This window comes from Pseudomonas antarctica (assembly GCF_001647715.1).
GTDB classification, from domain to species: Bacteria; Pseudomonadota; Gammaproteobacteria; order Pseudomonadales; family Pseudomonadaceae; genus Aquipseudomonas; species Aquipseudomonas antarctica_A.
In genome coordinates this window covers 4,753,487-4,779,682 of the sequence record NZ_CP015600.1, presented here as the reverse complement: position 1 = coordinate 4,779,682, position 26,196 = coordinate 4,753,487, and the positions used below count along the sequence as shown (strand labels likewise).

The following is a 26,196-nucleotide window of genomic DNA, read 5'->3' as shown; positions in this document are numbered from 1 at the left end:
GCACCCCCACATTCTGGATGGTTGGCAAACGGGTTACTCGAAATTGGGCAGGTAGCTGTCAGCATTGTCGTAGACCATGGTCAACACCACCGTTTCGGGCGGAAGTTCGGGGGCAAGCTGAGCGATGGCAACCATGTTGGCAGCCGAGGACAACCCAAGGCTGATGGCGTCGGTGCGCATGATGCGTTTCATCATGTCGATGCACGCCTGGCGCGATACCTTGAGCATGCCGTCCAGCACCTCGACATTGAGGATGCTTGGGATCAAGCCAATCGACAGGCCCTGTATATGGTGCGGCGCGTGCCGATCTTTTAGCAGGTCGCATTCTTCCGGCTCCACGCCCATTACCCGGATCGCCGGCCACGTGGCTTTGAGGGTTTCGCCGATGCCGGTGATGTGGCCACCGGTACCGATACCGCTGACGAAATAGTCAACGCGCTGTTCACCAAAGGCTCGGATGATTTCCGGCGCGGTGGTATCGCGGTGGGTTTGTGGGTTGGCGCCGTTGCGTTGCTGGTTGAGCATCACGAAGCTGGGGTTTTCCAGCTGCAGCTCCATACACTTTTCGCCATGGGAGTTATTGCCCAAACGGCTGTCCGACAGCACTACCTTGGCGCCGTAGAGGCGCAGCAGTTTCTGTTTTTCGGGGCTGTAGTTGTCGGGGATCACCAGCACCACTTTGTAACCCAGTACATTGCCTGCCATCACCAGGCCGATGCCGGTGTTGCCGCCGCTGGGTTCGATAATGGTTTGCCCGGAATCGCGGATCAGCACGCCGCGACGCTCCGCGTCGAGGATCATGCCCAAGGCGATGCGCGCCTTGTGACTGCCGCCGGGGTTGAGTGATTCCAGCTTGGCGTAGACCTCGATGCCGAGGTCCTCGGAAAACTGCTCCAGGCGCACGATGGGCGTATGGCCGATCACGTCGAGAATTGAGTTATGCAACATCAGGCTGTCCCCGAATCAGTACAAAGGCATATCGGGTTCGACGTCGCGAACCCAGTGCTTCATGCCGCCCTGCAGGACTTTGGTATTGGCGAAACCGGCCGCCAGCAAGGTGCTGGCCGCTTGCTCGGCGCGGGTCCCTGCGTAGCAGATCAGGTAATGGGTGTTGTCCCGGCTGAGGCTGTCGAGTTGCCCATCCAGTTCGGCGAGGGGGATGTGCACAACGCCTGGCAATTTGCACACTTCCAGTTCGCTGGCGTCGCGCACATCCAGCAGCACGTCAGCGCTGCGCGGGTGTTCGAGCAGTTGCTTGAGTACGCGCGGCTTGATGTAGCGCTCTTCGGCCAGGGAAGGTTGGCTGGGGAGGGCGTCCGCGCAAACCGCCGGTGCCACGGTTTCGCTGTGGCGCAGTTCCGAGCAGCAGGGGCAATCGGCGCGACGCTTGAAGCGGATTTCGCTGAACTTCATTGCCAGCGCATCGAAACGCATCAAGCGGCCGGACAGCGGTTCGCCGATGCCGATCAGCAACTTGATGGCTTCGGTGGCCTGAATCATCCCGACCACTCCCGGCAGTACACCGATGACGCCGCCGGCGCTGCAGTTGGGGGCCAGTTCTGCGGGCGGGGCTGTGGGGAACAGGCAGCGGTAGCACGGCCCGCCTTTATGGTTGAGCACGCTGATCTGCCCGTCGAAGCGATAGATGGCGCCATACACCAAGGGTTTGCCCAACTGCACGCAAGCGTCGTTGACCAGGTAGCGCGTGTCGAAGTTGTCGGTGCCGTCGATCACCAGATCGTAGGCGCCCACCAGTTCCAGCGCGTTGTCGGCATTCAGGGCCGTGTTGTGGGCGTTGATCTGAATATGCCGGTTGAGGTCCTGTAGGCGTTGCTTGGCGGACTCGACCTTGGGCATGCCCAGTGTGCTGTTGCCGTGGACGATCTGGCGTTGCAGGTTACTGCTTTCCACCACATCGAAATCCACCAGGCCCAGTGTGCCGATGCCGGCTGCCGCCAGGTACAGGCTGATCGGTGAGCCCAGGCCACCCGTGCCGATGATCAAGACCTTGGCTTTTTTGAGGTTCAACTGACCTTCGCGGCCGACGCCCGGCAGCGTGATGTGGCGCACGTAACGCTGCACTTCTTCATTGCTCAGGGCGTCGACATCCATGCCGCCTGAGGTCGCGAGCAGCACTTCGATCCTGGCTTTTTCCGGCAATGTGTCATCTGCGCCGATCAGTTCTTCTTCGGCGGTGAACAGAAAGTGCTCCTTGAGCTGGTTGTTTTTTTCGTGGAACAGGTGCGGGCGCAGCTGTGGGTGGCTGCTGCAGAGGTTTTCAATGACTTCGCGCAATGTCGATCCAGTGCCCTCAAGGGTCGATTCCGGCAGCTTGGCCACGCGAACCAGAATATCGGGGAAAGAGACAGCGTTCATGGACAACTCCGTGTGCAGGTCGTTGAAGGGTTGAAGTGCGAAATGCTTGCCATCCCAGGCAAACAGCTTTGAGCCCAGGGCCTTACCCTGGCGAACGTCCACCACCAGGTAGCTGACGGGGTAGATCGGCTCACCCAGGAACAGCGCCTTGTCCTGGTCTTCGTCACTGAAATAGGCACCGACGTCCGGGTGGGAGTGGTAGATCACCACCACCGGGTTATCGCTGCGAAACGCCTTGTTCAGCAGCAGCGTGTCGGCCACGGAAAAGGTGTAGCCGTTGGCCGCGCTGCGCGAGTACATCTCGGGGTTCTTGCGGTGCAGCTCATTCTGGATATTGCTGCCCAGGTACACACTGCCGTCGGCGAAGACAAAACCACAGCACTCTTCGGGGTAGCTGCGGCTGGCGTGGGCGTAGATCTGTTCCAGGGCGGTCGGGCGGAGGACATCCATGTTTCTCTCGCGTGGCTGATGTTGATGGGGCAGGACAGTCAATTTTTCTTGGCCAGCAGTTTTTCAACCGGCAACTTGGTAATCGCAAAGCCGGCCAGCAGGATGGCCGAGTACAGCATCAGGTCACGGGAAATCTCCACGCCTTCGTACCAGGCGCCGATGATCACCGCGAACACCGGGAAGATGATGAACACGAACGACAAAATGATCGGGCTCAAGCGTTTTAGCAGCATGAAATAGACGATAAAACCGCCCACCGACGCCACCAGCCCCAGGTAGAACAGTGCACTCCAGGAACGCAGGGTAATGTTTTCGAACGTGGGCGTTTCAAACCACAGCCCGGCGACGAACAGCATCAGCCCGGCAATGCCGATGGGCAGGGTGTTGTAGGTAATTACGCTGATGGCGCTGCCTTTTTGCTTGGTAATGACATAGCACAGTGCATGCATGATCGCGGCGGTCAGGATCGCCAGTACCCCGAAGAACTCGGCGTGGTCCAGGTGCAGGCCCTGGCTCTTGATGATCATGTAGAGGCTGCCGAAACCGATGCCGATGCCGACCACCTGGGAAAAGTAGATGCGCTCGCGCAGGAACAGCGCGGAGAAAATCAGGATGAAGACGGGCATGCAGCTGAACAGCAGGGCGGTGAGGCCGGACGAGACGTGCATCTCGCCATAGTTGAGCAAGTAATAGGGAACGCTGAAATAGGACAGGGTTACGAATACGAAGAACCAGCGGCTTTCTCGGGGGAACAGGATCGGTTCACGGCGCACCAGGGCAAAGCACAGAAACAACGGAAACGCGATCAGGAAGCGCAAGCCTGCAGACGTCAGCGGAGGCACGCTTTCGACGGCGATCTTGATCCCCAGCCAAGTGGTGCCCCAACTCAGGCACACGATAAGAAACATCACGCTGGTTACCAGGCCGGCCAACCACTGTTTCTGAGTTTTTGTTTTTGTAGTGTTTTCAAGAACGGCGGACATTGGCATCGTTTATTGCTTCCCTGAGCCGGAATTGAACTCTATATTGACTGTGTATTAAGTTGTTTCATTCGGTGATTGAACCCGTAAAAGCACACTATTAGGGCGAATGATGGCTGTCAAAACAAATATTGACATGGTGTCAATTATGCGTGAGGGGTTGTCCAGCGGTCAGGGCGTGAAGTACAAGCGCCTGTCTGACGTGATGGAACGCGGCATCCTTGAAGGCTTGATTGAGCCGGGGCGAAAACTGCCGCCCCATCGGGTTCTTTCCGACAATCTGGGCGTGACCATCGGCACCATCAGCCGAGCCTACGGCGAACTGGAACGCCTTGGGTTAGTGGTGGCACGGGTGGGTGACGGTACTTTCGTACGCAAGCGTGGGATGGAGCGTCAGCGTGATGAAGGCTTTCGCAACGTCAGCGAGGAGCCACGTCATTATTTCGATATGAGCCGTAACATGCATATTCCCGGGCAGGAGACGGTGTTTCTCGCGCAGAGCTTCCAAACCCTGTCGACCAATGCCAAGTTCCTTCAAGACATCAGTGCCTACACACCCGACGCCGGTTTGCCGCGCTACCGTGAGGCCGGTGCGCAATGGCTGGTGCAGCGCGAATTTCACCCGATTCCCGAGCAGGTCATCTGTGTCAATGGCGGCCAGCATGGCTTGCTTTGCGCCATGATGGCGCTGCTGCGGGCGGGCGATACGGTGGTCACTGAACAGCTCACGTACCCTGGGCTGATTACCGCTGCGCGGATGCTCGGCGTACGTCTGATCGGTCTGGAGATGGATGAGGAAGGCGTGCTGCCCGGTGCGCTGGATGAAGTTTGTCGTAATCACCGGGTTTCGGCGCTGTACTGCACACCGACCATCCAGAATCCGACCACGGCGGTGCTGTCTGTCGCACGCCGTGAGGCTTTGGTTAAGGTATGCCGTGAGCATAATCTGCTGATTCTTGAAGACGAAGCCCACGGCGTCCTGGTGGAAGATCGCCCACCACCGCTAAGCTTTTTCGCACCGGAGCGTACGATTTTGATCAGTAGCCTGAGCAAGGCGGTGTCTGCCGGGTTACGTGTGGGATATGTGCATGCGCCACCGGCGTTGGTCAGCCGTATTTCGGCAGCGTTGCGCTCGACGTGCTGGATGGCCACGCCGGTGACCCTGGAACTGGCAACCCAGTGGATCGAAAACGGCACGGCGGAATACCTGTTACGCCAACAAATCAATGAGATCAGCCGACGCAAAGCCCTGGTGCGTGACCTGCTGACCGGCTTGGAGTACCGCACCCACCTCAACAGTCCGCATTTCTGGATTGAAGTACCGGAGCCATGGCGAGCGTCGGAAATTGAGGCGGAGCTCAAGCAGAATAATTACCTGATCGCCACCGCCGAGGCGTTTGCCGTGGGGCAAACAGCAGTGCCGCAGTTTATTCGGGCGAGCATTTGTAATACGTCGGGGGATGACCAGTTGTTGCGGGCGGGGTTTGATGCGCTGGCGACGGCGTTGGGGCAGGGTGGGGACAGGTTTCATTTGTAGGACGGTAAACCGAGTTACCGTTCATCGCAGGCAAGCCAGCTCCCACATTTGCAGTGTATTCCGCTATGGGAGCTGGCTTGCCTGCGATGGCGTCAGTTCAAGCAACAGAGATTATTTAAAGCGTCGCTCTACGCCTTTCTCTACCAGAATCTTCGCCGATATCTCTTCCACCGAGAAATGCGTGGAATTGATGTGCGCAATATTCTCGCGACGGAACAGATTTTCCACTTCGCGCACTTCGAACTCGCACTGGGCATAGCTGGAGTAGCGGCTGTTGGGCTTGCGCTCATTGCGGATGGCGGTGAGGCGGTCCGGGTCGATGGTCAGGCCGAACAGCTTGTGCTGGTGCGCGCGCAGGGCGGCCGGCAGCGTCAGGTGCTCCATGTCGTCTTCGGTCAGCGGATAGTTGGCCGCGCGGATGCCGAACTGCATGGCCATGTACAGGCACGTCGGGGTCTTGCCGCAGCGGGATACGCCCACCAGGATCAGGTCGGCCTTGTCATAGTAGTGAGTACGGGCGCCGTCATCGTTGTCGAGGGCGAAGTTTACCGCCTCGATACGCTCCATATAATTGGAGTTGTGCCCAATGGAATGGGACTTTCCTACGGAATAGGAAGAGTGTTCACTCAGCTCTTGCTCCAGCGGCGCCAGGAACGTGGAGAAGATGTCGATCATGAAACCATTGGAAGTCGCGAGGATCTCACGAATATCCTGATTGACGATGGTGTCGAAAATGATCGGGCGACAACCGTCTTTTTCGGCCGCCAGATTGATTTGTTGTACCATGGCCCGCGCTTTATCCACGCTGTCGATATAGGGCCGCGTGAATTTGGCGAAGGTAATGTTTTCGAACTGCGCGAGCAGGCTCTGACCCAATGTTTCGGCTGTAATGCCGGTGCCGTCGGAGATAAAGAAAGCAGATCGTTTCATTTGAGCCCTGGGCCTTAAGCTGATGGCGAATCTTGGATATGATAGGCGCGATTTTGCCGTCCCGCAGTGGGCCGCATTCTCACTTATTTTCCAGGTCCAGGCCACAAGCGTCAGCGTTTGCTCCTACTGAGCAGCCGGCGTCCTGAGCTTTTCCAACACAGAAAGTGGAGAGATCACCTTGGTAGAGTACGTAGTTTCCCTCGATAAGCTCGGCGTCCATGATGTAGAGCATGTGGGGGGCAAGAACGCATCCCTCGGCGAGATGATCAGTAATCTTGCAGGCGCTGGTGTTTCGGTGCCCGGTGGTTTCGCCACCACGGCCCAGGCTTACCGCGATTTCCTCGAGCTGAGCGGGTTGAATGCTCAGATCCACGCCGCGCTGGACGCCCTGGACGTCGATGACGTCAACGCCCTGGCCAAGACCGGCGCCCAGATCCGTAAATGGATCATGGACGCCGAGTTCCCCGAGAAGCTCAACGAAGAAATCCGCACTGCTTTCGCCATTTTGTCGGCCGGCAACCCGGACATGGCCGTCGCCGTGCGCTCTTCTGCCACCGCTGAAGACTTGCCGGATGCCTCCTTTGCCGGCCAGCAAGAAACCTTCCTTAATATCCGCGGCGTGGAAAACGTTATCCGCGCAGCCAAGGAAGTGTTCGCCTCACTGTTCAACGACCGCGCTATTTCCTATCGTGTTCACCAGGGTTTCGACCACAAGCTGGTGGCCTTGTCTGCCGGTGTGCAGCGCATGGTACGTTCGGAAACCGGCACCGCCGGCGTGATGTTCACACTGGACACCGAATCCGGTTTCCGTGACGTGGTGTTTATCACCGGTGCCTACGGCCTGGGCGAAACCGTCGTACAAGGCGCGGTCAACCCGGACGAATTCTACGTCCACAAACACACCCTTGAGGCAGGCCGTCCGGCCATCCTGCGCCGTAACCTGGGCAGCAAAGCCATCAAGATGATCTACGGCGACGAGGCCAAGGCCGGTCGCTCGGTGAAAACCGTTGATGTCGACAAGGCTGAACGCGCGCGTTTCTGCCTGACCGACGCCGAAGTCAGCGAATTGGCCAAGCAAGCAATGATCATCGAAAAGCACTACAAGTGCCCGATGGACATCGAGTGGGCCAAAGACGGTGACGACGGCAAGTTGTACATCGTGCAGGCTCGCCCTGAAACCGTGAAGAGCCGTACCTCGGCTAACGTCATGGAGCGTTACCTGCTCAAAGAAACCGGCACCGTGCTGGTAGAAGGTCGCGCCATCGGCCAGCGCATTGGCGCCGGTAAAGTGCGGATCATCAAGGACGTGTCCGAAATGGACAAAGTCCAGCCAGGCGACGTTCTGGTTTCCGACATGACCGACCCGGACTGGGAGCCGGTGATGAAGCGCGCCAGCGCCATCGTCACCAACCGCGGCGGGCGTACCTGTCACGCGGCGATCATCGCCCGTGAGCTGGGGATCCCTGCTGTGGTGGGTTGCGGCAACGCCACCCAACTGTTGAAAGATGGCCAAGGTGTGACGGTGTCCTGCGCCGAAGGCGACACCGGCTTCATCTTTGAAGGCGAACTGGGCTTCGACATCAAGCAAAACTCCATCGACGCCATGCCAGACCTGCCGTTCAAGATCATGATGAACGTCGGTAACCCGGACCGTGCCTTCGATTTCGCGCAGCTGCCAAACGCCGGTGTGGGCCTGGCCCGCCTGGAGTTCATCATCAACCGCATGATCGGCGTGCACCCCAAGGCCTTGCTGAACTACGACGGTCTGCCGTTGGAGATCAAGGAAAGCGTCGACAAGCGCATCGCCGGCTACAACGACCCGGTAGGTTTCTACGTCGAGAAGCTGGTGGAAGGCATCAGCACCCTGGCGGCGGCCTTCTACCCGAAAAAGGTCATCGTGCGCCTGTCGGACTTCAAGTCCAACGAATACGCCAACCTGATCGGCGGCAAGCTCTATGAGCCGGAAGAAGAAAACCCGATGCTGGGTTTCCGCGGCGCCTCGCGTTACATCAGCGAAGCTTTCCGTGACTGCTTCGAGCTGGAGTGCCGTGCGCTCAAACGCGTGCGCAACGAGATGGGCCTGACCAACGTCGAGATCATGGTGCCGTTCGTGCGTACCCTCGGCGAGGCGAGCCAGGTCGTTGATCTGCTGGCGGAAAACGGCCTGAGTCGTGGTGAAAACGGCTTGCGCGTCATTATGATGTGCGAACTGCCATCCAACGCCATCCTGGCCGAAGAGTTCCTGGAGTTCTTCGACGGTTTCTCCATCGGCTCCAACGACCTGACCCAGCTGACCCTGGGCCTGGACCGCGATTCGGGGATCATCGCTCACTTGTTCGACGAGCGTAACCCGGCGGTCAAGAAGCTGCTGGCCAACGCCATCCAGGCGTGTAACAAGGCCGGCAAGTACATCGGGATCTGCGGCCAAGGCCCTTCCGACCACCCGGACCTGGCCAAATGGCTGATGGAGCAGGGCATCGAAAGCGTCTCGCTGAACCCCGATTCCGTGCTGGAAACCTGGTTCTTCCTCGCGGAAGGCCAAGCGCCCGCATAAGGTCGTTACGTCAAAAGTGCCGGTCACTCATTAAGGATGACCGGCATTCTTATCTGTGCAGGGCGGAACTCCTTCCGGACGCCGCCCTTTTTTGTGCAAGAGCATTATGCAAAGCAGTAGCAACCTGTTTCCCGTCGCCCTGATCAGCGCTGAACGTCGCGGCGACCTGAGTGAAGATGTGTACCGCCTCAAACCCGGCAACAGCCCGGACGGCACCGTCGAGTTGGCCGTGACCCGTTTGGGCCTGGCGGATGTCCCGGAAAACCGGGGCATGCCGGTAATTTTAGTGCACGGCAGTTTTTCCAATCGGCGCTTCTGGTACTCGCCTAAAGGCATCGGCCTGGGCGCTTACCTGGCGCGCCAGGGATTTGATGTATGGATCCCGGAAATGCGTGGGCATGGCCTGTCCAAGCGCAATCAGAACTACGCCAGCAATCGCGTCGCCGATTATGCGCGTTACGATTTGCCGGCCATCGGGGCGTTTGTGCGTGAGCAAAGTGCGCAAATCCCGCACTGGATTGGGCATTCCCTGGGTGGCACCGCTCTGGCGGCAGCCTTGGGCGGTCAGCACCTTGGCGCGCCAGCAGTGGCCTCAGTCGCGCTGTTTGGCTGCCAGGTCAGCCGCACCCACTGGCCGTTGAAAATTCCACCGCTGGAGTGGACGGGGCGTTTGCTTCTGAAGCGCTTTGGCGAGGTATCCGGCTCCCGCCTCAAGCGCGGTCCGGAGGACGAGCCGGCGGGCGTGATGATCGAGGCCATGCGCTGGAATGGCCTGTTCGGTCGCTTTGGCGAGGGTAAGCAAGACTGGTGGAAGGGCTTGGCCGACGTTGACGTGCCGCTGTTGGCGGTGAGCGCTGCGGGTGATCGGCAAGACCCGGATTGGGCGTGTCGCAAACTGTTCGAGCAAGTGGGCTCTGTGCATCGCCAATACCTGTGCCTGGGGCGCGGGCAAGGTTTTACCGGGGATTTCGGGCATGTTGAAATGCTGGTCAGTAAAGCCGCCCAGGCCGAAGTGTGGCCGTTGGTGGCGCAGTGGTTGAACGATCCGCTCACACCTTTGTTCGGGGCTCAATCGCAGATTGCCGCAACGGTTTGACGCAAGCGCTCTACCAAGGGCGTTTCACTTGTGTGTGGTTGCGGCTAAGATATGACGCGTTATGGGCTTCTGGTCATATTCAGTCGCGCAATGGCTATTGCGTTGCGACAAAATGGGTTTGATCATGGCCGCCGTCAACGGGTGAGCATGTAAAGATTGCCTGTCACGACGCGTTTTTCTGATGTACACCGTGGGATGTTCGACCTCTTCTTTCACGACAGGAGTTTCTCGATGAACCATTACGTGACGCCCGACTTGTGCGACGCCTACCCGGACCTGGTGCAGGTGGTTGAGCCGATGTTCAGCAATTTCGGTGGCCGAGACTCCTTTGGTGGCGAAATCGTCACCATCAAATGCTTCGAAGACAACTCGTTGGTCAAGGAGCAGGCCGACCAGCCGGGTGCCGGCAAAGTGCTGGTAGTCGACGGTGGTGGTTCCCTGCGCCGCGCGTTGCTGGGTGACATGATCGCCGAGAAAGCCGCAAAAAACGGCTGGGAAGGGCTGGTGATCTACGGTTGCATCCGTGATGTCGATGTCATCGCCCAGACTGACCTGGGTGTGCAGGCACTGGCCTCTCACCCGATGAAAACCGACAAGCGCGGCATTGGCGACCTGAACGTAGTGGTGACCTTCGCGGGCGTGACCTTCCGCCCGGGTGAATACATCTATGCGGACAATAATGGTGTGATCGTCTCGCCAAGCCCGCTGAAAATGCCTGAATAAACTGCTGTAGCCATAGGGGTGAGGATGTTCGAGGAAGAAAACGCGCAGTGGGGGCTGGTGCATGCCCTGGTACTGGACGGTAAAGGCGGTGCGCGTTCGATTACCCGGACTGAGCTCGACGATTTGCAACTGCAGCCCCAGGAAAGCCTGTGGTTGCATTGGGATCGCAGCCATCCGCAGACCCAGACCTGGTTGCGTAAATCCAGCGGCTTGAGCGAGTTCGCGTGCGACTTGTTGCTGGAGGAAAACACCCGTCCGCGCCTGTTGCCGCTGCCGGACGACGAATTGCTGCTGTTTCTGCGAGGGGTCAACCTCAACCCGGGGGCCGAGCCGGAAGACATGGTCTCGGTGCGTATCTTCGCTGCGGCCAGTCGCGTGATTTCCTTGCGCTTGCGCCCGCTGCGCGCCACTGATGAGTTGCTGGTGCAACTGGCGGAGGGCAAAGGCCCAAAAACCTCGTCTGAACTCATCCTTTATATGGCGCAGTACCTGACCCATAAAGTGCAGGATTTGGTGACCGATCTTTCCGAAATCGTCGATTTCGAGGAAGAAAAACTTGATGCCGACGAACGGTATACTCCGGAACATGGCAATGTTTTGCAGATCCGTCGACGAGCGGCTGGGCTGAAGCGATTCCTGGCGCCGCAGCGGGATATTTTTGCCCAGCTGACGCGGATCAAATTGCCGTGGTTCTGTAACGATGATGCTGACTATTGGAACGAATTGAACAACAGCCTGACCCGTTACCTGGAAGAGCTCGAATTGACTCGGGAGCGCGTGGGGCTTGTGCTTGAGACCGAAGACCGGCGCTTGAGCGTGCGCATGAATCGCACCATGTATCGCTTTGGGATCATCACGGGAATCTTCCTGCCGATGAGTTTTCTGACCGGTTTGCTGGGTATAAACGTGGGCGGAATACCCTTCTCCGGTGACCCCTACGGATTCGCGATTGCCTGCCTGATGATGGTGGCTGTCGCGCTCGGGCAATGGTGGCTATTTCGACGATTGCGCTGGGTTTGACCTGAATATGACCTGAACACAGGAAGGGTCGCATGTGACCCCAAGAATTTAACCCTCGTCTTTTAAAATACTTGCGAGAGGTCTTTATGCACGATCCGTTCGAACAGTCTTTGCGTGACATGCTCAATGCTTCGCCGTCCAACCGTGACGACGACGCTTGCCTGGGCCGCGTGTTGAAAACCGCCAACCGTCAGGTAGGGGCGGGTGACCTGTTCGGTTTGCTCGGTCGTTGGCTGCCAGCGTTGATGATGGCCCTGAACAATGGTTCGGCCCATGTATCGCCGGTTTCCCGTCGTAAACCTCTTGCTCGCACTGCTGATAAGGCTGATTGAATATGGAACTTGATCTCTGGACCCAGAGCCTGGTCACCGCGATGACCGCATTGTGGACCAAGGTGGCGAATTTCATTCCCAACCTGTTTGGTGCTCTGGTCCTGGTATTGCTGGGTTTTGTCGTGGCCAAGTTGCTCGACACCTTGCTGTCCAAATTACTCGCCAAGCTTGGGCTGGATCGCTTGATGGCGGGCACCGGTTTGACCAAACTATTGGGCCGTGCCGGGCTGCAAGTCCCGATCTCTACCCTGATCGGGAAGATCGTCTACTGGTTCGTTTTACTTATTTTTCTGGTTTCTGCGGCTCAATCCCTTGGACTTGAGCGAGTTTCAGCTACGCTCGACATGCTGGCGCTGTATTTGCCGAAAGTATTCGGCGGCGCGCTGGTGTTGCTGGTAGGCGTTTTGCTGGCGCAATTGGCCAACGGTCTGGTGCGTGGGGCAGCCGAAGGCGTGGGCTTGGACTATGCTGCGGGCCTGGGGCGAATTGCCCAGGGGCTGGTGATCATCATCAGTATTTCCGTCGCGATCAGCCAGTTGGAGGTCAAAACTGACCTTCTTAACCACGTGATTGTGATTGTTTTGATTACCGTTGGTCTGGCCGTTGCGCTGGCCATGGGGTTGGGTAGCCGGGAAATTGCCGGTCAGATTCTTGCGGGAATCTATGTGCGTGAGCTGTATCAGGTTGGGCAACAGGTCCGTGTGGGCGAGGTCGAAGGGCAAATCGAAGAGATCGGTACAGTCAAGACGACGGTGCTGACCGATGACGGTGACCTGGTGTCACTGTCCAATCGGATTCTTCTGGAGCAGCAGGTCAGTAGCCGCTAACCCGGTAAACCCTGCTAATGTACGCCGCCGCAAACCCGGGTGACCGGGCTGTAGCGGACATTGACCTGACTGTCGGCACGACTTGTTTTGAATAAAGCCCAAACGCTGTCTACGCGCTATGACCCCCGTGAGCTCTCTGATGAGGAGTTGGTCGCGCGCTCGCACACGGAGCTGTTTCACGTAACACGCGCGTACGAAGAATTGATGCGCAGGTATCAACGCACTCTGTTCAACGTTTGTTCAAGGTATTTAGGGAACGATAGAGACGCGGACGATGTCTGTCAGGAAGTGATGCTCAAGGTGCTGTACGGCCTGAAGAACTTCGAGGGGAAATCGAAGTTCAAGACATGGCTCTACAGCATCACGTACAACGAGTGCATCACGCAGTATCGTAAGGAACGGCGGAAGCGTCGCTTGATGGACGCTTTGAGTCTGGACCCCCTTGAGGAAGCGTCTGAAGAAAAGGCGCCGACACCCGAGGAGAAGGGCGGACTTGACCGTTGGTTGGTGTATGTGAATCCAATTGACCGTGAAATTCTGGTGCTACGATTTGTCGCAGAGCTCGAGTTTCAGGAAATTGCTGACATCATGCACATGGGTTTGAGTGCTACAAAAATGCGTTACAAACGTGCTCTTGATAAATTACGTGAGAAATTTGCGGGCAGTACTGAAACTTAGTTCGGTGCAAATATCTCTTACGTGTAGGCAAGTTCTGTTAGACTTGTCGCCGAGTTGTCCCCCGGTTTGTGGGACTGCTTTACAATCACCAGATGGGGATTTAACGGATGAAACTGAAAAACACCTTGGGCTTTGCCATTGGTTCTCTTATTGCTGCCACTTCTTTCGGCGCTCTGGCACAAGGCCAAGGCGCAGTTGAAGGCCAGCTGTTCTACAAGAAGCAGTACAACGATAGCGTTAAGCACATCGAAGACGGCTTCAACCCTGGCGCAAGCATCGGTTACTTCTTGACCGACGATGTGTCGATCAACCTGAACTACGACACGACCAACCACACCCGCTCCAACGGCGGTACTGGCAACCAGAAGATCAAAGGTGACACTGGCAGCGTGACTGCTCAGTACCACTTCGGTCAGGCCGGTGTTGACTCCCTGCGTCCATACGTTGAAGGTGGTTTCGGTCACCAGAGCCGTACCAACGTTGCTGCTGACGGTCACACTGGTCGTGACCAGTCGACCCTGGCTATCGCTGGCGCTGGCGTGAAGTACTACTTCACCAACAACCTGTTCGCACGTGCTGGCGTTGAAGCTGACTACGCACTGGACAACGGCAAGTGGGATTACTCCGCACTGGTCGGCCTGGGTGTGAACTTCGGCGGTAACGCTGGCGCAGTTGCTCCAGCTCCTACCCCAGCACCAGCTCCAGAGCCAACTCCAGAGCCAGAAGCTCCAGTTGCTCAGGTTGTTCGTGTTGAGCTGGACGTGAAGTTCGACTTCGACAAGTCGGTTGTTAAGCCTAACAGCTACGGCGACGTGAAAAACCTCGCTGACTTCATGAAACAGTACCCACAGACCACCACCGTTGTTGAAGGTCACACTGACTCCGTCGGTCCTGACGCTTACAACCAGAAGCTGTCCCAGCGTCGTGCTGACGCGGTCAAGCAAGTTCTGGTCAAAGACGGTATCGCTCCTAACCGTGTAAGCTCGGTTGGTTATGGCAAATCCCGCCCAGTTGCTGACAACGCAACTGAAGCTGGCCGCGCTATCAACCGTCGCGTAGAAGCCTCGGTAGAAGCTCAAGCTGCTCAGTAATTACTGAGTGGTAGAAAAAAGCCCGGCTTAGGCCGGGCTTTTTTTCGCCTGTGATTTGCCTCAAATGCTGGCTGAGACCGCAACCCGGATCGCCTGTGCAGTGGCGGCAACAGGGCCGATCACCAGGATCGCCGGGCTCTTCAGGGCAAACGCCTGCGCATCCGCATGCATAGACGCCAGATGACTGCGACATTCGCGCTGCTGGGGCAGCGATGCGTTTTCGATCATCGCCACCGGCATATCCGCGGCCATTCCGCCTTCCAGCAGTTGCTGACGAATCTCCTCAAGTTTCGCCACGCCCATATACACCACCAACGTCGTGCCACCCTCGACCAATGCGCGCCAGTTCAGGCTGCTGTCGTCCTGGGTATGCGCCGTGACCAGTGTTACGCCTCGGCTGACACCACGTAACGTCAGCGGGATATCGCAATTCGTTGCCCCCGCCAGCCCCGCTGTAATCCCGTTGACCAATTCCACCTCCACCCCGCGCTCACGCAACCACGTCGCCTCTTCGCCGCCTCGACCAAAAATGCACGGGTCACCACCTTTAAGTCGCACCACGCATTTGCCCTGGCGCGCATAACGCTGCATCAGGCGGTGAATGAAATCCTGCGGCGTCGAACGGCAACCCCCACGCTTGCCTACGGTAATTACCCGCGCGTTGACGCAGTGTTCCAGCACTGCCGGGTTGACCAAATCATCGATCAGCACCACATCGGCTTCGTGCAGGGCCCGCACCGCCTTGAGGGTCAACAACTCCGGATCACCCGGCCCTGCGCCCACCAGCCAAACCTTTGCGCTCATATTTTCCCCTCACACACGCATTGCGATTGGCTGCGGGTTGCTGGCCAAAAGACGTTTGATTTCCGGTACACAGGAGCCGCATTGAGTGCCGCAGCCGAGTTCCTGTTTGAGCCTGTCCAGGTCCAATCCACGGCCGATACCGGCGCACACCGCGCTTTCGCTGACGTTCTTGCAGTTGCACAAAGTCTTGGTGCTGGCTGTCGTGCCACCCGGTGGAGCACTGAGCGGCGCCAACAGCCAGCGACGCAGTTGTTCGTCAGCCCGGCCTTCCTGCCAGAGGTTTTGCAGCCAGTGCCGGGCCAGGGTTTCGCCTGCCAGGCGCAGCGCAGTAATGCGGCCTTTTTCAATTTTGACGCGCTTGCCGATTGAGCGACGGGGGTCGTCATAGGCCATGACAGGGCCGTCGTTCAGGCCCAGCAGTTCGTCGATTCGGGTCAACAGTTGCAGGTCGGGCGCTTCGGTGTGCGCAGCGCGCACCAGCAGCGCCGGCCTTTCGCGCCCGGCCAGGCTGAGGCTGACGTAGGCAAAGCCCTCGCACAGCGGGCGCAGGGCCTCAAAGTGTTGCTGTATATTTCCTTCGATCAGCGCGAACAGCTGCCATGGCAGTTGCACTGGCTCCAGGCGCACGCCGCTGTGCTTGAGTTCGGGTTGTTTTGACAGGGGATCGAACGCCGGTGGGGTCAGGACGTTGACGCCGCCTTTGAGAAAGCGATCGCCCCAATGCATGGGCAAGAACGCCTGGCCTGGACGCACGCTGTCGTCACTGCTGACGGCGACGATCACGCTGCCGCGACGGCTTTTCAGGCTGACCAGGTCACCTTCTTTGAAGCGATGGCGGCGTAACTCTTCCGGGTGCAGGCTCAGTAACGCCTCACTGACGTGCCCGAACAACTGCGCCGCCGTGCCGGTGCGGCTCATGCCGTGCCACTGGTCGCGCAGGCGGCCGGTGATAAGGGTCAGCGGGAAGCGCGCGTCCCGCTGTTCCTTGGCGGCGCGGTAAGGGTCGGCGATAAAGTGCGCGCGGCCGGTTTCGGTGGGGAAGGTGCCATCGGTGTACAGGCGCGGCGTTCCCGTTTGCGCGCCCACGGGAAATGGCCATTGCTGCGGGCCGATCTGATCGAGCAGGGCATGGCTGAGGCCTGACAAGTCTAGGTCGCGGTCGCCGGTCAGTCCTTTGTACTCATCAAAAATCTGCGCAGGTTGTTCAAACGTAAACAGGCTGGTCGATCCCGGCCGTAAGCGACGCTCCAGCCGCCGTGCGAAATCCACCGTAATCGCCCAATCGGGACGCGCTTCTCCTGGTGGGACGATGGCGCGGCGCACGTGGGAAATACGCCGTTCGGAGTTGGTCACTGTGCCTTCCTTCTCCCCCCAACTGGCGGCAGGCAGCAGCAGGTCGGCATAGGCAGCAGTTTCGGTCGTGCGAAAGGCTTCCTGCAAGACCACGAACGGGCAGGCGGCCAAGGCCGCACGGACGCTGTTCTGGTCCGGCAGGGATTGCGCAGGGTTGGTACAGGCAATCCACAATGCCTTGATCTTGCCGGCCTGGATTTGCTCGAACAGTTCGATCGCCGTTAGTCCGGTTGTCGCGGGCAACGATTCAACTCCCCAATAGGCGGCGACTTGCGCTCGGTGTTCGGGGTTGGCCGCTTCGCGGTGCCCTGGGAGTAAATTCGACAAGCTGCCGGTCTCGCGTCCACCCATCGCATTGGGCTGACCCGTCAGGGAAAACGGCCCACAGCCCGGTCGGCCAATCGTGCCGGTCGCCAGGTGCAAGTTGATCAGCGCGCTGTTTTTCGCACTGCCGGCGGTGGATTGGTTCAGCCCCATGCACCACAGCGACAGAAAACTGCTGGACGTGCCGACCCATTGCGCACACAGGCGCAGTTGCTCGACGCTGATCCCGCACAACTGCGTGACCATTTGCGGTGTGTAGTCATGCACCAGTCGCTTTAACTCGGCCAACCCATCGGTATGCGCCTGGATAAAGTCGCGGTCGATCCAGTCTTCCCACAGCAACAGATGCAAAATTCCGTGAAACAACGCGACGTCCGTGCCCGGCAAGATCGCCAAGTGCAGGTCAGCCAAATCGCAGGTGTCGGTACGCCGGGGGTCAATGACCACGACTTTCATCTGTGGACGCCGGGATTTAGCTTCCTCCAGGCGTCGGAACAATACTGGGTGGGCGTAGGCCATGTTGCTGCCGACGATCATCACACAGTCGCTGGACTCCAGGTCTTCATAACTGCACGGCGGTGCATCGGCGCCCAGGCTGCGCTTGTAGCCAACCACCGCCGAAGACATGCACAGCCGCGAGTTGCTGTCGATATTGTTGGTGCCGACCACCGCGCGGGCCAGCTTGTTGAAGCTGTAATAGTCCTCTGTCAGCAATTGCCCGGATATGTAGAACGCCACGCTGTCCGGCCCGTGCTCGGCGATGGTGTCGGCGAACACGTTGGCCGCGTGTTCGAGAGCCGTGTCCCAGTCGGTGCGGGCAGGGGCCAGGCCTTTGCCCAGGCGAAGCTCCGGGTACAAGGCGCGGGCAGCCAGGTCGCCGGTCAGGTGCAGGCTGGCGCCTTTGCTGCACAACTTGCCGAAGTTTGCCGGGTGGTTCGGGTCGCCTTGCACGGCCAGGATCTGCGAGCCGTCATGCTCGATCAGCACGCCGCAACCCACCCCGCAATAACAACACGTGGATGCAGTGGTCTGGCGGTTCATCAACCCGCGTCCCGCAGGGCCAACATCACTCGGCCGTTTTCCACGCGGGCGAAGTGATGATGGGCGCAGCCAATATCCGGTGCCTGGGCTTCGCCGGACGCCAGGTCGATCTGCCAGTTATGCAGCGGGCAGGCCACGCGCTTGCCATAGATCAAACCTTGGGACAGTGGCCCGCCCTTATGCGGACAGCGGTCGTCGAGGGCGAAAACTTCGTCATCACTGGTACGAAAAATCGCGATATCGCCTTTGGGTCCATTGATGATGCGCGAACCCAGAGTGTTGATTTCATCGAGGGCGCAAATATCCAGCCAGTTCATGCCTGCACCTCCAGTTGCTTGACGGGAATAACCTCGAACTCCTTTTTCAGCAGCGGCTGCTCCAGGCGTTCCTTCCAAGGGTCTTGTTCGAATGACAGTGAGAACTGCAGGCGCTCATTGAGCGCCTGGCGCCTGGCCGGGTCTTCCAATACGGCCTTCTTGATATGTTCCATGCCCACCCGTTGCAGGTAATGCACGGTGCGCTCTAGGTAGAAGGCTTCTTCGCGGTACAGCTGCAGGAAAGCGCCGTTGTATTCGCGGACTTCTTCGGCGGTTTTCAGCTTGACGAAGAACGCTGCGACTTCGGTTTTGATCCCGCCATTGCCGCCGATATACATCTCCCAGCCGGAGTCGACACCGATAATTCCTACGTCCTTGATGCCCGCTTCCGAGCAATTGCGTGGGCAGCCCGACACTGCCAGCTTGACCTTGTGCGGCGACCACATATTGAACAGGTCATGCTCCAGTTCGATGCCCAACTGCGTGGAGTTCTGAGTGCCGAAGCGGCAGAACTCGCTGCCGACGCAGGTCTTCACGGTGCGGATGGATTTGCCGTAAGCATGGCCGGACGGCATGTCGAGGTCTTTCCAGACGCCGGGCAGGTCCTGTTTCTTGATGCCCAGCAGGTCAATACGCTGGCCGCCGGTGACCTTGACCATCGGCACGTTGTACTTGTCGGCCACATCGGCGATACGCCGTAGCTCCGAGGGATTGGTCACCCCGCCCCACATCCGGGGGACTACAGAATAGGTGCCGTCCTTCTGAATATTGGCGTGGGCGCGTTCGTTGATCAGGCGCGATTGCGGGTCATCCCTGGCTTCGCCGGGCCAGGTGGAAATCAGGTAGTAATTCAATGCCGGGCGGCAAGTGGCACAGCCATTGGGTGTGCGCCAGTTCAGGTAAGTCATGGTGCTGGCGATGGTCAGCAGATGCTGTTCGCGGATAGCCTGGCGGATTTGCCCGTGGTTGAGGTCGCTGCAACCGCAAATAGCTTTTTCGCTTTTCGGTTTGACGTCCGCAGCGCCTCCCACGGTGTTGATTAAAATCTGTTCCACCAGCCCGGCACACGAGCCGCAGGAGCTGGCGGCCTTGGTGTGCTTTTTCACCTCGTCAACGCTGAACAGCCCATGTTCCTGAATCGCCTTGACGATGGTGCCCTTGCACACGCCGTTGCATCCGCAGACTTCGGCGTTGTCGGCCATGCTCATGGCCTTGTCCTGGCCTTGATGGCCTACATCGCCGAGAGTGTTTTCGCCAAACATCAAGTGATCGCGGATCTCGCCAATCGCGTGGTTCTCACGGATCTGACGGAAATACCAACCGCCGTCTGCGGTATCGCCGTACAGGCAGGCGCCGACCAGGATGTCGTCCTTGATCACCAGTTTCTTGTAAACGCCACCGATCGGGTCGGAGAGGGTGATGGTCTCGGTGCCTTCGCCGCCCATAAAGTCGCCAGCCGAGAACAAGTCGATGCCGGTCACCTTCAATTTGGTCGAAGTGACCGAACCCTTATAGGTCGCAAAGCCCAACTGGGCCAGATGATTGGCGCAGACCTTGGCTTGCTCGAACAGCGGCGCCTCCAGCCCGTAGGCAATCCCGCGATGGTTGGCACATTCACCGATGGCATAGATGCGCGGGTCGTAGGTTTGCAGGGTGTCGTTGACCAGAATCCCACGGTTGCAGGGGATGCCGGACTTTTCCGCGAGTTCAGTGTTGGGGCGGATACCGGCGGCCATTACCACCAGATCGGCGGGGATGATGTCGCCATTCTTGAATTGCACGGAGCCAACGCGGCCATTGCCGGCGTCGTGCAGGGCCTGGGTCTGTTCACACAGCCGAAACACCAGGCCACGGTTTTCCAGTTCGGTTTGCAGTAACTGGCCGCTGGTCTTGTCCAGCTGGCGCTCCAGCAGCCATTCGCCGATATGCACCACAGTCACGTGCATGCCGCGCAGCATCAGACCGTTGGCGGCTTCCAGGCCGAGCAGACCACCGCCGATCACCACGGCGTGCGTGTGGGTCTTGGCGGTGTCGATCATGGCCTGGGTATCGGCGATGTCGCGGTAGCCGATTACACCCTTTAAGGTGTTGCCGGGGATCGGCAGGATAAACGGCGTTGAGCCGGTGGCGATCAGCAGGCGATCGTATTCGGCTTCGCTGCCGTCTTCGGCAATAACGATGCGTTTGATGCGGTCGATCTGCACCACTTTGCGGTTGAGCAACAACTTGATGTTGTTATCCAGGTACCAACTGAGATCGTTGAGCACGATCTCTTCGAACGTCTGCTCGCCCGCCAGCACCGGCGACAACAGAATTCGGTTGTAGTTGGTGTGGGGCTCGGCGCCGAACACGGTGATGTCGTACAGGTCGCTGCTCAGCTTGAGCAATTCCTCGAGGGTGCGAACCCCGGCCATGCCGTTGCCGATCATCACCAATTTGAGTCTTTTCATGTCGTTCTCCGTAATGGCTCGACAAATCACGCGCAAACAAAAAAGGCGTCCCCGCTAGTTAGCTAGCGAGGACGCCTTTGTCCTGGTCCCGTTCTCTCGGGAAGCTCGGCCCTTCGACGTTGAAGGAGCGGCTATATGTGTGTTGTTGAAAAAGTTAATGCAGTGGTTGTGCCAAGTTACCCAGCGCCCGGTTTTATTGGGGAGAGTGCCGATATCCCTGAGTTTATTCGCCCTCTAGTGGTGCAACAGCCAGTAAGCCAGCACCAGATTGACCAGCAGCGATGCCAGCGCCACGGTTTGCCAGACCTTGAGCGGTTCGCGCTCCAGCAGCGGTTTGGGCCGCACGCTCAACTCACGGCGGTCGGCCTGCTCCAGCACCAGCAGCCATTCTTCGGCTGTTTCATAGCGTTGTGCGGGGTGAGCCGCCACTGCGCGTTCCAGGCTGAGGGGCAACCAGTCCGGCAGGTCGGGGCGATAGCGGCTGGCGCTGACGGGCTGGGTGAAACGGGGTCGTTGGAAGGCTTCGATTTCGCCGTAGGGGTAATGCCCGGTCAGTAGGTAATACAGCGTGACACCGACGCCGTATAAGTCTTGTTGCGCCGTAGGAGGTTCGCCACTGAAAGCCTCGGGTGCGATAAAACTCGGCGTGCCGGGCAGCACATGGGCGCGGTCCTCGGAGAGCCCCGGGCAATACGCCAGGCCGAAATCCAAGACGCGCAGTTCGCCATCGTCACCCAATAATACGTTCTGCGGCTTGATGTCCCGGTGCAGGATCTGCCGCCGATGCAGCATGCCTACCGCCCGCAACAAGCGCTCGGCGATGGACTGCCACTGCGCCAGGGGCAACGGGCCCTGATGCTGGAACAGTTCTGCAAGGGTGTGCCCCGGATATTCACGCATCACGTAGTACAAATGCTGACGCCCACTGGCCGCGTGGACTTCAGGAAACGCCCGCCCGGCCACTCGCCGCAGAAACCATTCTTCCGAGAGCAGCGCCTGGCCCGCATCGTTGTCATCCTCGCGGTTAAGCGGCAAGGTTTTCAGCAGCCAAGGCTGCTGCTGTGCATCGCGTACGCGGTACAACAAGGACTGGCGACTCTGCGCCAACACGCTTTCAACCTGCCAGCCCTCAAAGTGTTGCCCGGCTTTCAGGGCCGGTGGCAGCGGCCATTGCTGCAACTGCACCAGCGTATCGCCAAGGGTGGCGGCACCCAGTCTGTCGATACGCACCAGCAGCGCGCTGGCATTGTCCTGGCTGGCGGCCAGGTGTGCGGCGTTGACCAGGGTGTTGACCGCCAGATCCAGGTCGGTTTGCTCACGCAGAATCGCCCGGATGCTTTGATCGCCCAAGGTGGCCCACACGCCATCGCTGAGCAGCAGGAAACATTCACCCTCACGCAATTCGCCGTCGAGAAAATCCAGTACCAGGTGTTGATCCAGGCCAAGGGCGCGCTTGAGCACATGGTGCATGCCCGGTTGCTCCCACACGTGGTCTTCGCTGATGCGCTGCAATTCGCCGTCCAGCCAGCGATAGACCCGGCAATCGCCGACATGTGCGAGCGTGAAGCGTTGGCCGCGAAACACCAGGGCGCTGAGGGTGGTCAACAGTGGCTGGCCGCCGCCGTTGGCCTGTAGCCAGCGATTCTGCGCCAGCAGCAAACGTTCGAGCGCCTGTGCTACGCCCCAGGTTTGCGGCGTGGCGTAGTAGTCCAGCGCCAGCGCCTGCAAGGTCGAGCGCGCGGCCAGGCCACCGTCGGCACATTGGCTGACACCGTCGGCCATGGCGCACAGGTAACCCTTGCTTGCGGCCAGTTCCGCCACCGGGGTGACCACGCGCAGGGCATCCTGGTTTTCCGCTCGAGGGCCGATGGCGCTGGCGTGGGCGATGCTCAGTTGCAGGCTCATCAGACGCGTGCGGCGGTCACGGCGGCCGAGCCCCAGGTGGTTCTCCAGCGACGTTTGACGCCGTGCAGGCCAAACCAGGCCACCACGCCGAGGCTGGCGAACAACCACAGGGCCATCTGATAACTGCCAGTGCTTTGTTTGATCGCACCCATACCCGCAGCGAGGGCGAAGCCGCCGATACCGCCAGCCATGCCGATCAGGCCGGTCATCACGCCGATCTCGCGGCGAAAACGTTGGGGAACCAGTTGGAACACCGCGCCATTACCCGCGCCGAGGCCGAGCATGGTGCAGACGAAAAGCGCCAATGCAGCGTAGGAACTTGGCAGGTTGAACCCGACCGCAGCGATGCAGATTGCCGCCACGCTGTACATGCCGAGCAGGGTACGAATCCCGCCGAAACGGTCAGCCAGGGCGCCGCCCAACGGACGCATCAGGCTGCCACCAAATACGCAGGCGGCGGTGTAGTAGCCGGCGGTCACCGGGCTCAGGCCGTATTGGTCGTTGAAGTAGCCGGGCAGGGCGCTGGCCAGTCCGATAAAGCCGCCGAAGGTCACGCTGTAGAAGAACATGAACCACCAGCTGTCGCGGTCGCCCAGGGCCTTGAAGTAGTCAGCCATGGATTTGGCTTTCGCACGTTCAGGGGCATTGCGCGCAAGCCAGGCGAAGACAATCAGGGTGAGGATCAGCGGAATCAGCGCGAAGCCGAACACATTGCTCCAGCCATACGCAGCGGCCAGCACCGGTGCCAGCAGCGCGGCAAACACGGTGCCGGAGTTACCGGCGCCGGCGATGCCCATGGCCTTGCCTTGGTGTTCAGCGGGATACCACTGGGACGCCAGGGGCAGGGCAACCGCAAAGGACGCTCCGGCCATGCCAAGGAACGCGCCGAGCAGCAGGGCTTGCTCGTAGCTGTGGATGCCAAGCTTCCAGGCCCCGAACAATGCTGCGATCACAATCACCTGACCGATCAGGCCGGCGGTCTTGGGCGACAGCTTGTCGGCCAGCATGCCCATTAAAAAGCGCAGTACCGCGCCGGCCAGGATCGGCGTCGCCACCACCAGGCCACGTTGCTGGGTGGTCAGGTGCAGGTCGGCGGCGATCTGTACCGCCAGCGGGCCCAACAGGTACCAGACCATGAAGCTCAGGTCGAAATACAGGAACGCGGCAAACAGGGTCGGGGTGTGCCCGGATTTCCAGAAGCTTGATTTCATCACGCACCTCAACGGTTGGGAGTCTTGTAAGAAGGCCTGGTGATGGAACAGCCGTTTAGGGCCGCCCCACCGGCCCCATGTTCTGGGGCCAAAACAAAAAAACGCCGCCACCGGGTTTGCGAGGGCAAACCGAGTGGGCGACGTCTTTGTCGTAGAAGGGGCAACCGCCGTTGGTTACCTGTGAGGATTCTTTAGCAAGAGCTGCGCCAGTTCAGCCGAGTAACTCGCTCATCGCAATAATCTGCTCCGCCACCTGGATCAGTTTCTGTTGGCGGCTCATGGCCTGGCGGCGCATCAGGGTGTAGGCCTCTTCCTCATTGCAGTGCTTCATTTTCATCAGCATGCCTTTGGCCAGCTCGATGCGTTTACGCTCGGCCAGTTGCTGATCCCGGGCCTGGAGCTGCGCGCGCAGGGCCTGGTCGCTTTCAAAACGCGCCATGGCCACGTCCAGGATGGGCTGGAGGCGTTGGGCCTGAATGCCTTCAACGATGTAGGCGCTGACACCGGATTTGATTGCCTGGCGCATCACATTCGGGTCGTGCTCGTCGGTAAACATCACGATCGGCCGGGGTTGGTCGCGGCTGACCAGCACCACTTGCTCCATCACATCGCGGCCGGGCGACTCGGTATCGATCAGGATCACGTCCGGTCGCACCGTTTCGACGCGCGCAGGCAGGTCAATGGTCAGGCCGGACTCATCGATTACCTCGAATCCTGCTTCGGTCAGCGCGGCCTTCAGGCGCCCGACTTTGCGCGGGGTATCGTTGATCAACAGGATTCGCAACATCGTGGTTCCTCCTGTCAGCGCTGGGCGTGTCGGCTGGAAGGGTCGGCCATGGCGTGCAGGCGGAAACTGCGGGCATACGCGGCGGGGTTGGAGCCGTCCCAGATTTTGCCATCGATTAACTGGCTGCTGCGCATGTCCTGGCCGTTTGCCGGAACGCCGACGGCAGCGGCCGCTTGACGATACAGGTCCAGTTGCTGCACCTGGCGGGCAACGCCGAGGTAGTCCGGGTCTTCGCGCAGCAGGCCCCAACGCCGGAACTGGGTCATGAACCACATGCCGTCGCAGAGGTACGGCAGGTTCACCTCGCCATCGGCAAAAAACCTCAAGGCATGCGGGTCTTGCCACTGGTTGCCGAGGCCATCGTCATAAGCGCCCAGCAGGCGTGGCTCGATGCAGTCGAGCGGCGTATCGAGGTAGTCGCGGGCGCTGAGCAATTGCGCCGTAGAGCGGCGGTTTTCCTGGCTTTCTTCGATAAAGCGGCTGGCCTCCAGAATCGCCATTACCAGCATGCGGGCAGTGTTCGGGTATTGATCGACGAACGCCTGGGTGCAGCCGAGTACTTTTTCCGGATGGTTCGGCCAGATCGCTTGCGTGGTCGCCAGCGTGAACCCCTGGTTTTGCTTGACTGCGCTGGCGCACCAGGGCTCTCCGACGCAAAAGCCGTCGATACGCCCGGCTTGCAAGTGCGCGAGCATCTGCGGCGGTGGCACCACCACGCTATTCACATCTTGCAATGGATGAATGCCTTGGCTGGCCAGCCAGTAATACAACCACATGGCGTGGGTGCCTGTGGGAAATGTCTGGGCGAAGGTCAGCTTTGTTCGGCTTTGGTGCACGTGACGGTCCAGTGCATCAGGAGTGACCACCCCCTGTTGTTGCAGATTGTGGGAGAGGTTGATGCTCTGACCGTTTTGGTTGAGCCCCATCAACACGGCCATATCGGTAGAGGCTACGCCGCCAATGCCCAGGTGCACGGCATAGACCAGCCCGTACAGGCTGTGGGCGGCGTCCAGCTCACCGCTGACCAGTTTGTCGCGCAGGTTGGCCCAGGATGATTGGCGTTTGAGGTTCAGTGTCAGGCCGTAGGGCTGAGCGAAGCCCTGGGTGGCGGCGACCACCAGCGAGGCGCAATCGGTCAGCGCCATGAAGCCCAGGTCGAGGCTGCTCTTTTCCGGGGCGTCACTGCCGTTTACCCAGGCCAGCGCATTGTTCACCGGGCTGTTGCCGACCGAATCGTTCATCAATACCTACCTTTTCTGTCAAAAAAAAGCGTCGTTTCCTTAGATGGCAGCGCGGTGATGCCTGCGCAGGCCATTGCGGGGTAACGACGCCTTTGTCTGTAGGCACGCTCCGACGTTGGTGCGCGCTCTTATGCAAAGTCCATAGCAAGGCACATGCCACGGGCAGATA

21 protein-coding genes are annotated in these 26,196 nt (G+C 59.3%); 9 read left to right on the top strand and 12 right to left on the bottom strand.

Annotated features, from left to right (window positions below; all coding sequences use genetic code 11):
* Positions 1-33: 33 nt before the first annotated feature.
* The 3 genes from A7J50_RS21580 to A7J50_RS21570 are packed head-to-tail and all read right to left on the bottom strand — an operon-like array spanning position 34 to position 3,758.
* Positions 34-948, bottom strand: coding sequence for a PLP-dependent cysteine synthase family protein (locus A7J50_RS21580; RefSeq protein ID WP_064453633.1), 915 nt, complete (start codon positions 946-948; stop codon positions 34-36).
* A gap of 15 nt (positions 949-963) precedes the next feature.
* Complete coding sequence (gene moeB, locus A7J50_RS21575; protein ID WP_064453632.1) at positions 964-2,826, bottom strand: molybdopterin-synthase adenylyltransferase MoeB; 1,863 nt, start codon at positions 2,824-2,826, stop codon at positions 964-966.
* A 38-nt stretch (positions 2,827-2,864) separates the two neighbouring features.
* Entirely contained in the window at positions 2,865-3,758 is an 894-nt protein-coding gene (locus A7J50_RS21570; RefSeq protein ID WP_017134754.1) for a DMT family transporter, read from the bottom strand.
* A gap of 160 nt (positions 3,759-3,918) precedes the next feature.
* On the opposite strand from A7J50_RS21570, the gene A7J50_RS21565 reads away from it, so the two are divergent.
* A complete protein-coding gene (locus A7J50_RS21565) occupies positions 3,919-5,343 on the top strand; it encodes a PLP-dependent aminotransferase family protein (protein WP_064454994.1) in 1,425 nt (474 codons plus the stop codon).
* Positions 5,344-5,454: 111 nt separating this feature from the next.
* On the opposite strand, the gene ppsR is transcribed toward A7J50_RS21565, so the two are convergent.
* Positions 5,455-6,273: a pyruvate, water dikinase regulatory protein gene (ppsR, locus tag A7J50_RS21560; RefSeq protein WP_064453630.1), complete on the bottom strand. Its 819-nt coding sequence runs from the start codon at positions 6,271-6,273 to the stop codon at positions 5,455-5,457.
* Between the two features lie 178 nt (positions 6,274-6,451).
* On the opposite strand from ppsR, the gene ppsA reads away from it, so the two are divergent.
* The 8 genes from ppsA (at position 6,452) to A7J50_RS21520 (ending at position 14,594) form a co-directional block, all read left to right on the top strand.
* Entirely contained in the window at positions 6,452-8,827 is a 2,376-nt protein-coding gene (ppsA, locus tag A7J50_RS21555; RefSeq protein WP_064453629.1) for a phosphoenolpyruvate synthase, read from the top strand.
* 106 nt (positions 8,828-8,933) lie between these two features.
* A complete protein-coding gene (locus A7J50_RS21550; protein WP_064453628.1) occupies positions 8,934-9,923 on the top strand; it encodes an alpha/beta fold hydrolase in 990 nt (329 codons plus the stop codon).
* Between the two features lie 231 nt (positions 9,924-10,154).
* Complete coding sequence (gene rraA, locus A7J50_RS21545) at positions 10,155-10,646, top strand: ribonuclease E activity regulator RraA (protein ID WP_032887592.1); 492 nt, start codon at positions 10,155-10,157, stop codon at positions 10,644-10,646.
* Between the two features lie 24 nt (positions 10,647-10,670).
* On the top strand, positions 10,671-11,666 hold the full coding sequence (locus A7J50_RS21540; RefSeq protein WP_064453627.1) for a zinc transporter ZntB: 996 nt from the start codon (positions 10,671-10,673) through the stop codon (positions 11,664-11,666).
* 86 nt (positions 11,667-11,752) lie between these two features.
* Entirely contained in the window at positions 11,753-11,998 is a 246-nt protein-coding gene (locus A7J50_RS21535) for a hypothetical protein (protein ID WP_005790375.1), read from the top strand.
* Positions 11,999-12,000: 2 nt separating this feature from the next.
* Positions 12,001-12,825 carry a mechanosensitive ion channel family protein gene (locus A7J50_RS21530; protein WP_003175519.1) on the top strand — a complete coding sequence of 275 codons (825 nt, stop codon included), beginning with the start codon at positions 12,001-12,003 and terminating at the stop codon, positions 12,823-12,825.
* Between the two features lie 87 nt (positions 12,826-12,912).
* A complete protein-coding gene (sigX, locus tag A7J50_RS21525; protein ID WP_064453626.1) occupies positions 12,913-13,503 on the top strand; it encodes an RNA polymerase sigma factor SigX in 591 nt (196 codons plus the stop codon).
* Positions 13,504-13,610: 107 nt separating this feature from the next.
* Positions 13,611-14,594 carry an OmpA family protein gene (locus tag A7J50_RS21520; RefSeq protein ID WP_064453625.1) on the top strand — a complete coding sequence of 328 codons (984 nt, stop codon included), beginning with the start codon at positions 13,611-13,613 and terminating at the stop codon, positions 14,592-14,594.
* Positions 14,595-14,654: 60 nt separating this feature from the next.
* Here the strand turns inward: A7J50_RS21520 and cobA are convergent, their stop codons facing one another.
* The 8 genes from cobA to A7J50_RS21480 form a co-directional block, all read right to left on the bottom strand.
* Complete coding sequence (gene cobA / locus A7J50_RS21515) at positions 14,655-15,398, bottom strand: uroporphyrinogen-III C-methyltransferase (RefSeq protein WP_064453624.1); 744 nt, start codon at positions 15,396-15,398, stop codon at positions 14,655-14,657.
* 9 nt (positions 15,399-15,407) lie between these two features.
* The gene (locus A7J50_RS21510) at positions 15,408-18,116 is read right to left on the bottom strand and encodes a nitrate reductase (RefSeq protein WP_064453623.1); all 2,709 of its coding nucleotides are present in this window, start codon (positions 18,114-18,116) and stop codon (positions 15,408-15,410) included.
* A complete protein-coding gene (gene nirD / locus A7J50_RS21505; RefSeq protein WP_064453622.1) occupies positions 18,116-18,433 on the bottom strand; it encodes a nitrite reductase small subunit NirD in 318 nt (105 codons plus the stop codon). Before nirD ends, A7J50_RS21510 begins: the two co-directional genes overlap by 1 nt.
* Positions 18,430-20,883 carry a nitrite reductase large subunit NirB gene (gene nirB / locus A7J50_RS21500; RefSeq protein ID WP_064453621.1) on the bottom strand — a complete coding sequence of 818 codons (2,454 nt, stop codon included), beginning with the start codon at positions 20,881-20,883 and terminating at the stop codon, positions 18,430-18,432. The genes nirD and nirB overlap by 4 nt, the downstream gene beginning before the upstream one ends.
* Positions 20,884-21,117: 234 nt before the next feature.
* Positions 21,118-22,788, bottom strand: a complete 1,671-nt coding sequence (locus tag A7J50_RS21495; protein ID WP_064453620.1) for a bifunctional protein-serine/threonine kinase/phosphatase — start codon at positions 22,786-22,788, stop codon at positions 21,118-21,120.
* Complete coding sequence (locus tag A7J50_RS21490; protein WP_064453619.1) at positions 22,788-23,999, bottom strand: nitrate/nitrite transporter; 1,212 nt, start codon at positions 23,997-23,999, stop codon at positions 22,788-22,790. The genes A7J50_RS21495 and A7J50_RS21490 overlap by 1 nt, the downstream gene beginning before the upstream one ends.
* 211 nt (positions 24,000-24,210) lie before the next feature.
* Entirely contained in the window at positions 24,211-24,786 is a 576-nt protein-coding gene (locus A7J50_RS21485; protein ID WP_053257467.1) for an ANTAR domain-containing response regulator, read from the bottom strand.
* A gap of 14 nt (positions 24,787-24,800) precedes the next feature.
* Positions 24,801-26,027, bottom strand: a complete 1,227-nt coding sequence (locus A7J50_RS21480; RefSeq protein ID WP_064453618.1) for a CmpA/NrtA family ABC transporter substrate-binding protein — start codon at positions 26,025-26,027, stop codon at positions 24,801-24,803.
* Positions 26,028-26,196 lie beyond the last annotated feature (169 nt).

Bases quoted from the DNA above. Each gene is read 5' to 3' on its own strand.
- A7J50_RS21520 (WP_064453625.1), top strand. From the start codon at position 13,611: ATGAAACTGAAAAACACCTTGGGCTTTGCCATTGGTTCTCTTATTGCT.
- nirB (WP_064453621.1), bottom strand. From the start codon at position 20,883: ATGAAAAGACTCAAATTGGTGATGATCGGCAACGGCATGGCCGGGGTT.
- A7J50_RS21580 (WP_064453633.1), bottom strand. From the start codon at position 948: ATGTTGCATAACTCAATTCTCGACGTGATCGGCCATACGCCCATCGTG.
- A7J50_RS21550 (WP_064453628.1), top strand. From the start codon at position 8,934: ATGCAAAGCAGTAGCAACCTGTTTCCCGTCGCCCTGATCAGCGCTGAA.
- A7J50_RS21540 (WP_064453627.1), top strand. From the start codon at position 10,671: ATGTTCGAGGAAGAAAACGCGCAGTGGGGGCTGGTGCATGCCCTGGTA.
- A7J50_RS21480 (WP_064453618.1), bottom strand. From the start codon at position 26,027: ATGAACGATTCGGTCGGCAACAGCCCGGTGAACAATGCGCTGGCCTGG.
- A7J50_RS21510 (WP_064453623.1), bottom strand. From the start codon at position 18,116: ATGAACCGCCAGACCACTGCATCCACGTGTTGTTATTGCGGGGTGGGT.
- A7J50_RS21530 (WP_003175519.1), top strand. From the start codon at position 12,001: ATGGAACTTGATCTCTGGACCCAGAGCCTGGTCACCGCGATGACCGCA.
- A7J50_RS21495 (WP_064453620.1), bottom strand. From the start codon at position 22,788: ATGAGCCTGCAACTGAGCATCGCCCACGCCAGCGCCATCGGCCCTCGA.
- A7J50_RS21565 (WP_064454994.1), top strand. From the start codon at position 3,919: ATGGCTGTCAAAACAAATATTGACATGGTGTCAATTATGCGTGAGGGG.
- rraA (WP_032887592.1), top strand. From the start codon at position 10,155: ATGAACCATTACGTGACGCCCGACTTGTGCGACGCCTACCCGGACCTG.
- moeB (WP_064453632.1), bottom strand. From the start codon at position 2,826: ATGGATGTCCTCCGCCCGACCGCCCTGGAACAGATCTACGCCCACGCC.
- cobA (WP_064453624.1), bottom strand. From the start codon at position 15,398: ATGAGCGCAAAGGTTTGGCTGGTGGGCGCAGGGCCGGGTGATCCGGAG.
- nirD (WP_064453622.1), bottom strand. From the start codon at position 18,433: ATGAACTGGCTGGATATTTGCGCCCTCGATGAAATCAACACTCTGGGT.
- A7J50_RS21485 (WP_053257467.1), bottom strand. From the start codon at position 24,786: ATGTTGCGAATCCTGTTGATCAACGATACCCCGCGCAAAGTCGGGCGC.
- ppsR (WP_064453630.1), bottom strand. From the start codon at position 6,273: ATGAAACGATCTGCTTTCTTTATCTCCGACGGCACCGGCATTACAGCC.
- A7J50_RS21490 (WP_064453619.1), bottom strand. From the start codon at position 23,999: ATGAAATCAAGCTTCTGGAAATCCGGGCACACCCCGACCCTGTTTGCC.
- A7J50_RS21535 (WP_005790375.1), top strand. From the start codon at position 11,753: ATGCACGATCCGTTCGAACAGTCTTTGCGTGACATGCTCAATGCTTCG.